The following is a 6,482-nucleotide window of genomic DNA, read 5'->3' on the forward strand; positions in this document are numbered from 1 at the left end:
CTGCTCGGCTGCTCGGCCTCTACTCGGCCGCTCGGCCTCTACTCGGCCGCTCGGCCTCTACTCGGCCGCTCAGTCGGCCTTTTGCTGAGCCGCCTCGCCCAGCCTTTGCTCAGCGGCTTGGTCGGCCTCTTGGTCAGCCGGCGCGATGGCGGCGGCGACCGCGCGAACTCCGGTGCGGGTGTCGGAGCGGTGCACGACCCAGGTGCTCATCGGCTGGGTGAGCCCGTCGAGCGGTCGCCACGGCCACCCGATCAGCTGCTGGCGGGCCGTGTGGGACCCGACCAGCACGGCGTCCGCGCCCGCCGCCTCCGCGCTGGGCAGGGCGTGCTCGACGAACTGGGCGAAGATCCAGATCGGGTGGGCTCCGCCGGCCATGGCGGCGGCGAGCACACCGTCCTGCTGGGTCGGGACCTGGTCGCGCGAATGGATCAGCACGCGGAGTCCGTCCAGGTCGGCGACGGTGTAGGTGGCCCGCCGGGCCAGCGGATGACCGGGGCGCGCCGCCATGCCCAGCGGTTCCTGCCACAGCAGCCGCGCGGTCAGGTCGCCCGCCGGCACCTGGTGGACGATCGCGACGTCGAGGCGGCCGCGCTGCAGCAGGCGCAGCTGCTCGGTACTGCCGGCTTCCACGTAACGCACGGTGCAGCCGGGCACGTCGGTGGCGAGCGCGCGGGTGGTCGCGAGAACCCAGTCGCCCGGCACCCCGGGTGGGAGGCCCACGGTGACAACCTCCTGCGGCCGGGCCCCGTCGGCCAGCACCTCGCCGGTCGCGGCGGCGAGGGAGAGCAACTGGCGCGCGTGCGCCAGCAGGGCGGTGCCGGCCGAGGTCAGGCTGACGCCGGTGCGGGTGCGCTCGAACAGCTGGTGGCCCAGGTCCTCCTCCAGCGCACGGATCTGCCGGCTGAGGGCGGGCTGGGCGATCAGCAGGTGACCGGCCGCGCGGCTCAGGGAGCCGCGGTCGGCAACAGCGACGAAGTAGCGCAGATGGCGAAGCTCCACCACGCCATCCTGCCCCGAGCCATGCCTCCGAGGCATGGCCGGGGGTGCGCGATCGGTCCTGGACTGGGCCCCTCACCGTGGCCTTTACTGCGAGGCATGACGGTGAAACTCGGGATCTGTTCGGTGTCGTTGTTCGACCACACCCCGGATCAGGCCATCGCGACCGCGGTAGCCGCCGGGTACGGCGGCATCGAGTGGCGGGTCACCGACGCGGGCGCCGGAACGGGCACCGACCGGTTCGACGACAACCTCTGCACCCTCGCGCCGGGCGAGGTGGCCGAGGCGGTCGCCCGTTGCGCGAGCGCCGGGCTGACGGTGATCGGCCTCGACACCTACGTCGACTCCGGCGACCGGGACGCCGCCGAGCGGGCGTTCGCCCTCGCCGCCACGGCCGGGGTGCCGTGGATCCGGTTCCGCGCCCCCTGGCGCGACGGCACCCCCTTCCCGGAAGCGTTCAGCGCGGCCACCGCGTTCGTCGCCGACCTGGAGCGCCGCGGCACCGCCCACGGCGTCCGCGCCCTGCTCGAACTGCACCAGAGGACGATCTGCCCGAGCGCGTCGCTGGCCCACCGGCTCCTCTCCGGAACCGATCCGGCCGTCGTCGGCGTGCTCTACGACGCCGGAAACGTGATGATCGAGGGCTACGAGGACCACCGGATCGCGCTCGACGTGCTGGGTCCGTACCTGGCCGGCGTGCACCTCAAGAATGTCGCGTTCGACCGTCCACCGGGCGGCGGGGTGTGGCAGCCTCGCTGGTCCCCGCTCGACGACGGTGTGGTCGACGTCGCGGCTCTGCTGGAGGCCCTGGACGCGGTCGGGTTCGACGGCTGGATCTCGCTGGAGGACTTCAGCGACGACCGCTCGCCCGCCGACACCGCCCGCCACAACGCGGCCGTGCTCGCCCGGCTCAGCGCCGGGACGCCGTCGTGACCGCGGCCGAGCGGGTTGCCGTCGTGACCGGCGGTGCCGGCGTGCTCGGTGGGGCCATCGGCGCCCGGCTGAGCAGCGACGGAAGCGCCGTCGTGCTGGTGGACGTGGACGCCGGCGCCGTCACGGCCCGGGCCACCGCCATCACCGCCGCCACCGGCCGCCCGGTGGTGGGCTGGGCCGGCGACGTCACCGACGCCTCCGCCGTCGCCACCCTCGTGCGGCGGGTCCAGGACACCTACGGCCGGCTCGACCAGCTGATCAACAACGCCGCGGTCACCGGGCACGGCGGCCTGGCCGAGGTGACCCGGGCGAACTGGGAGACCGTGATGGCGGTGAACGTGTGGGGGCCGACCGCGCTGTGCCAGGCCGCGATCCCGCTGTGGCAGGAGGCCGGCGGTGGGCGGGTCGTCAACATCACCTCGCGGACCTGGCTGAGCGGCGGGCCGGTCGCCTACACCACCTCGAAGGCCGGGATGGTGGGGTTGACCCGCTCACTCGCGGTCGACCTGGCACCGCTGAACGTGACAGTGAACGCGGTGGCACCGGGCATGGTCGCCACGCCCCTCACCCGGGGTGGGCGCTCGGAGCAGGAGTTCGCCGAGTTCAGCCGGCGGCACCGGGCCATCACCCCCTTGCGGCGCCTCGCCACCCCGGACGACGTCGCCCACGCGGTCGCCTACCTGGCCTCGCCCGGCGCCGGCTTCGTCACCGGCGAAGTGCTGCACGTGTGCGGGGGCGCCCAGCTGGCGGCGACCCCGTGACCGGGCGGCCCGGCATCCTGCTGCACTACGACGACGGCGGCCCCGCCACCACGGATACGCCGATGGTGCTGGTCCACGGCTGGCTGGGCTCGGCCGCCGCCTGGTCGGCACAGCTGCCGCTGGTGCGCTCGCGCCGCCGCGCGGTCGCGGTCGACCTGCGCGGGCACGGCCGGAGCACCGCGCCCGGGTACGGATACGGGGCGGCGGACCTCGCCGCCGACCTGGCCGTCACGGTCGAGCACCTCGGCATCGGGCCGGTCGTCGTGGTCGGCCATTCGATGGGTACGTCGGCGGCCACCGTCCTGGCCGTGCGCCGGCCCGACCTGGTACGCGCGCTGGTGCTGATCGACCCCGACTACGCGGGCGACCCGGCCGGTCGGGCGCATCTGCAACCGATCGCCGACCGGCCCGGCGACGAGGCCGTACACGCGGGCGTGATTGAGCTGTTCGCACGCCGGATCGACGCCGCGACGGCCTCCGCCCAGCTCCGGGACCGGCACCGGCGCGAGGTCATGGCCGTGGCACCGGCGGTCGTGGCCGCCAGCCTGCGGGCCAACCTCGACGACCCGAGTTCGATCCGCTTCCGGCCCGCGGCCGAACCGGTGCTGGCCCGGCGTACCCAACCGGTGCTGTCCTTCCACCGTGACGCGGAGCGCGCCCGGCTGGAAGAAGCGCTCGCGACCCACCCGGCGTCGCGGGCCGTTCTGGTGCCCGGCGCCGGCCACTGGATCCACCAGGAACAGCCCGGTCTCGTCGACGCCGAGACCGAACGCTGGCTCGCCACTCTCGACCGTCCTTCTTCGTGAGGAGCACCATGCCCGACCTGCTCGAACTGTCCGCCGAGGACGTACTCACCACCACCCGCGCCGTCCGCCACCGCCTCGACCTCGACCGGCCCGTCGACCCGCGCGTCATCCAGCGGTGCGTCGAGATCGCCGTGCAGGCGCCGACCGGCCGCAACCGGCAGCGGGCCGCCTTCGTCGTGGTCACCGACCCGGAACGGCGGGCCGCGCTCGCCGACCTGTGGCGCCGCGGGCGGGCCGCCGGGGGCTCCCCGATGCCGGCCGAGGACACGCGGCGCGCCTACGCCAAGCCCCGCTCCATGGAGAAGGTCTGGTCCGGGCTCGACCACCTCGACGCCAACCTGCACCGGGTACCGGCATTAGTCGTACCCTGCATCACCGGCCGCACCGACGACGCCCCGGTGGCCGACCAGGCCGGAACCTGGGGTTCGGTCCTGCCGGCGGTCTGGAACTTCATGCTCGCCGCCCGCATGCACGGGCTGGGCACCTGCTGGACCACGTCCAACCTGCCGGTGGAGCGGGAGGTGGCCGACCTGCTCGGCATCCCGCACGCCCAGGTCATGCAGGCGGCGCTGATCCCGCTCGCGCACACGATCGGCACCGACTTCCGGCCGGCGCACCGGGTCCCGGTCGACGAGGTCCTGCGCTGGGAACGGTGGTGAGACGATGAAGCTGATCGTGACCGGACAACGGCCGGACGGCCGGTCCGCCGTGGCCGAGGAGTCTGAGCCCCAGCCCCTGGCCGGGGCCGCGTTCCCCGGGCTGCGAAACACCCCGCTCTGGACCTCCGACCGGCTGCCGAGCCTGCCCCACGACGGCCGCCGGGCGCCGGGCACGACCATGTTCCCGCCGGCCGGCGGCGTGCGCTACTTCGTCCTAACCGTGGATCCCGTCGACCCCGCCGCACCGGCGCCGACCCCGGACCAGCTGGCCGAGTTCGACCAGCTGTTCCCCGGCTTGCTCGACGCGTGGGACGACGACGGCTCGGGCATGGAGACCACCGACACCGTCGACTTCGGCATGGTGATCGACGGCTCGATCGTCCTGCGCCTCGACGACGGTGCCGAACGCACCCTGCACGCGGGTGACGCGTTCGTCCAGCATGGGACCCACCACGGCTGGCGCAACCCCGGGCCCGGCCCGGCCACGCTGGCGGTGGTCCTGCTCGGCGCCACCCGGGCCGGCGGATCCTCCGGCCCCGGATGACGCTCCCGGCGACCCGGAGTCAGCTCCGCCACCCGAGCGGAGCTGACCTTTCGGCACGGCGACCCGGACGGATCCGGCCGTGTCGGCACCGCGGGCGCTCCGGCGGCTCCCGGTCGCCCGCGGCACGGTCCGGGCGCGGTTGGCCGAGCTGATCGGGCTCAGCTCACCTCAGGCCGGCTGGAACCCTTGGCCAGGGCGCGGGTCAGCAGCTCGTCGGAGGCGTCGAGGACGCGGGCGGCGTACGCGGCATCGAAGCCCTTGCTCGCCGCCTTCGGTCGCCCCTTGCGGTCGAAGATCGTGCCGCCGCGGCCCTCCAGCTCCGGCCCGGTGATCACCGGCAGGATCCTCCGCGCGTAGCCCTCGGGCGACGGGAAGAGCAGACCGATCAAACCCTCCATCGCCCGGTACCCGGCGCCGCCGCTGAACATGTTCGACCGGATGCCGGTCTTCACCACCCCCGGGCTCAGGCCGAAGAACGCCGGGCCGGGGAACCGCTCCGCCGCCCCGACGACCAGCGCCTCGTTGCCCGCGATGGTGTTGCTGTGCGCGCGCATGGCTGAGTAGTCCCGCTCGCTGTTGAGGTCGCCGGGCTCGCCCAGCTGCCCGGTGCCCGGCGCGCCCATGACGAACACCCGGGCCCGCGGTGCGCCGGCCGGTCGAGCGACGCCGAGCCGGGCGTGCACCCGCTGCACGACGGCCAGCCGGCTGAGATAGCTGACGGCCAGGTCACGCTCGATGCCCTCGGGGGTCTGCTCGCGCCCGTCGCGCGAGGCGAAGATGCCGTTGGTGAAGAGCAGGATGTCGGCCGGCTCGACCGGGAGCTCGTCGGCGACCCGGGCGGCCTCGCGCATCGAGGAGAGATCGGCGGCCACGAACCGCAGCCCGGGCGTGGGCCGGTCGCGGAAGGTGCGCCCGACCACGGTGACCTCGGCCCCTTGGGCCAGCGCCTGCCGCCCGATCGCCTGGCCGAGTCCGTTGGTGCCGCCGACGATGACAAGTCGTTGATTGCTCATAGATAGAATGTGTAGCACTAATCGTTTGTGTTGCACAATAGATCGGTGACGTACTAGGCTTCGGGCGTGACGGAGCAGACAACGACCAACGGCCGCACGATCCCGCTGGTCGTGCACCTGGGGCGGCTGGCCCAGCGGGCTTCCGACGCCGCCCTGCCCGTCGGCGACCTGCGCAACCGTCACCTGGTGGCGCTCAAGTTCCTCGGCGACCTGGGCCCGGTCGGTCAGCAGGCGATCGCCGACGCCCTCCAGCTCGACCCCAGCAACGTGGTGCTGCTGCTCAACGAGCTCGAGGGTTTCGGGCTGGCGGTGCGGCGACGCGACCCGGCCGACCGGCGGCGGCACATCGTCGAGCTGTCCCCGGCCGGGCGCGAGACGCTCGCCGACGCGTATTCCCGGATGAGCGCCGTCGAGGCCCGCCTGCTCGGGTCGCTGACCGAGCCGGAGCGCGAGAAGCTCTACGAACTACTGAGCCGCGCCCTTGGCACCGCGCCGTCCGCTTCCTGCGACGTCAACCCCACCTGAACCACCCCCAGCGGTAGCCGCACGGCGCCCCACCGCCCGTCCCTACCACCCCAACCCCCAGTGCTAGCCCGCGCGGCATCCGAGCCTGCCCACCGCGCTGGGCTACCACCGCAAACCCCGGTGCTAGCCGAGCGTGCCCACCGCGCAGGGCGTGCCCACCGCGCAGGGCGTGCCCACCGCGCAGGGCGTGCCCACCGCGCAGGGCGTGCCCACCGCGCAGGGCGTGCCCACCGCGCAGGGCGTGC

At 74.1% G+C, this 6,482-nt stretch carries 8 protein-coding genes; 6 read left to right on the top strand and 2 right to left on the bottom strand.

What is annotated here, in order from left to right:
* Nucleotides 1-69: 69 nt before the first annotated feature.
* Nucleotides 70-999, bottom strand: coding sequence for a LysR family transcriptional regulator (locus tag ACGFIO_RS22965; protein ID WP_392828393.1), 930 nt, complete (start codon nt 997-999; stop codon nt 70-72).
* A gap of 96 nt (nt 1,000-1,095) precedes the next feature.
* Here ACGFIO_RS22965 and ACGFIO_RS22970 point away from each other — a divergent pair, with 96 nt between their 5' ends.
* The 5 genes from ACGFIO_RS22970 to ACGFIO_RS22990 are packed head-to-tail and all read left to right on the top strand — an operon-like array spanning nt 1,096 to nt 4,699.
* On the top strand, nt 1,096-1,929 hold the full coding sequence (locus ACGFIO_RS22970) for a sugar phosphate isomerase/epimerase family protein (protein ID WP_392828394.1): 834 nt from the start codon (nt 1,096-1,098) through the stop codon (nt 1,927-1,929).
* Nucleotides 1,926-2,690, top strand: coding sequence for an SDR family NAD(P)-dependent oxidoreductase (locus ACGFIO_RS22975; RefSeq protein WP_392828396.1), 765 nt, complete (start codon nt 1,926-1,928; stop codon nt 2,688-2,690). The genes ACGFIO_RS22970 and ACGFIO_RS22975 overlap by 4 nt, the downstream gene beginning before the upstream one ends.
* The gene (locus ACGFIO_RS22980; RefSeq protein ID WP_392828398.1) at nt 2,687-3,496 is read left to right on the top strand and encodes an alpha/beta fold hydrolase; all 810 of its coding nucleotides are present in this window, start codon (nt 2,687-2,689) and stop codon (nt 3,494-3,496) included. The genes ACGFIO_RS22975 and ACGFIO_RS22980 overlap by 4 nt, the downstream gene beginning before the upstream one ends.
* Nucleotides 3,493-4,155, top strand: coding sequence for a nitroreductase family protein (locus ACGFIO_RS22985; RefSeq protein ID WP_392828400.1), 663 nt, complete (start codon nt 3,493-3,495; stop codon nt 4,153-4,155). The genes ACGFIO_RS22980 and ACGFIO_RS22985 overlap by 4 nt, the downstream gene beginning before the upstream one ends.
* Nucleotides 4,156-4,159: 4 nt before the next feature.
* Complete coding sequence (locus ACGFIO_RS22990) at nt 4,160-4,699, top strand: cupin domain-containing protein (RefSeq protein WP_392828402.1); 540 nt, start codon at nt 4,160-4,162, stop codon at nt 4,697-4,699.
* Between the two features lie 158 nt (nt 4,700-4,857).
* Here ACGFIO_RS22990 and ACGFIO_RS22995 read toward each other — a convergent pair whose 3' ends face one another.
* Nucleotides 4,858-5,712, bottom strand: coding sequence for a hypothetical protein (locus ACGFIO_RS22995; RefSeq protein WP_392828403.1), 855 nt, complete (start codon nt 5,710-5,712; stop codon nt 4,858-4,860).
* Nucleotides 5,713-5,778: 66 nt separating this feature from the next.
* Here ACGFIO_RS22995 and ACGFIO_RS23000 point away from each other — a divergent pair, with 66 nt between their 5' ends.
* Nucleotides 5,779-6,237: a MarR family winged helix-turn-helix transcriptional regulator gene (locus tag ACGFIO_RS23000; RefSeq protein WP_392828405.1), complete on the top strand. Its 459-nt coding sequence runs from the start codon at nt 5,779-5,781 to the stop codon at nt 6,235-6,237.
* Nucleotides 6,238-6,482: the final 245 nt, after the last annotated feature.

It is taken from the genome of Actinoplanes sp. NPDC049265, assembly GCF_043197135.1.
Taxonomy (GTDB): Bacteria; Actinomycetota; Actinomycetes; order Mycobacteriales; family Micromonosporaceae; genus Actinoplanes.